Origin of the sequence: Parendozoicomonas verongulae (assembly GCF_009711465.1) — a bacterium.
Taxonomy (GTDB): Bacteria; Pseudomonadota; Gammaproteobacteria; order Pseudomonadales; family Endozoicomonadaceae; genus Sansalvadorimonas; species Sansalvadorimonas verongulae.
This window is the reverse complement of sequence record NZ_SMME01000485.1, coordinates 1-1,023: the sequence shown is the minus strand read 5'-3', so window position 1 is coordinate 1,023 and position 1,023 is coordinate 1. Positions and strand designations below refer to the sequence as shown.

Below are 1,023 nucleotides of genomic sequence, written 5' to 3'. Positions count from 1 at the left end.
TTGGGTATCAAACCAGAGGCTTTCCCATTGATCCTGAGCGGTCATCTGGTAAATACGGTGGGTGTCTTGATAGGTGGCAAGGGCGGAAGCCCGTTTCTGGTACTGGACGCATTCCACCTGACTGTTGGGGCATCGGGTGAAGCTGTGCCCGGTCAAAACGGCGGGCGGGTGAGGAAGCTGCTCCAGTCTGCGTAAGAGCCTCAGCCACTGTTTGTCGGTCAGTGAGTCCGTAACAGACACCTGAGCACAACCGTTGAGTAAGTCCTCAAGGGTATTGGTTCGAGAGGGGTGCCCGTTTTTCAGAGTATTATCAGCCAGAGCATCCTCCAGTGTTGCTCTGTTCAGGTAGACCATGGGACGACTGGGAACGTGGGCAGGCGAGGCTCCTTTTTGGGTGAAACGGGAGAAAAGCCATGCCAGTTCCTCTTTAGAGGTGTCTTTCCTGGTCAAGGTTATGCCGTTTTTCAGCGTGACCCACTCCCCATTAGCAAAAAAACCATTTTCCCGTAAGGCCGTTGCCAGCGTGTGGGTGAATTCTGGTTCATCCCAGGGGGCATCCAGCAGCTCAAGGCAAGCATTTTCTGCCAAATCGGCCAGCCGCCCGGCTTGAAAGACAGGCTGACCCGTTTTATCCAGAGTCAGACCACCAAACAACAGGTTGCGCCAGTGACCTTCCCCATGAAAGTCAAGAGTATCCCCTGCAAAACCAGGGGAATGTTTTACGCCGTCGAGCAGTTCTTGATCCGATAGAACAGGGGACAGTTGATCAACGGTAACAGAATGAAGCTCGCCATCACCTAAAGCCTGTAAACGCCGCCAGCAATCAGGGCCCGGTTTATTGGGGCCGGTTTTCAACATGTTCGCAGACATCAGTACCACCCTGCGCACTTGTGTGCCGAGAGCCTGTCCATGAAGTTTCGGGTGACGATCAAGGAGCTCATTCAGGCTGGCAATCTGTCCGGGTGTCATCCCCGTGAGGTCAATCACCAGAGTCAGAGGGGTATCGGAGTATATTCGGCCGGT

At 54.2% G+C, this 1,023-nt stretch carries 1 protein-coding gene; it reads right to left on the bottom strand.

Annotated features, from left to right (window positions below; translation table 11 throughout):
* Positions 1-1,023, bottom strand: a 1,023-nt coding sequence (locus E1189_RS22630; RefSeq protein ID WP_196220927.1) for a hypothetical protein, incomplete at both ends; no start/stop codon positions are given.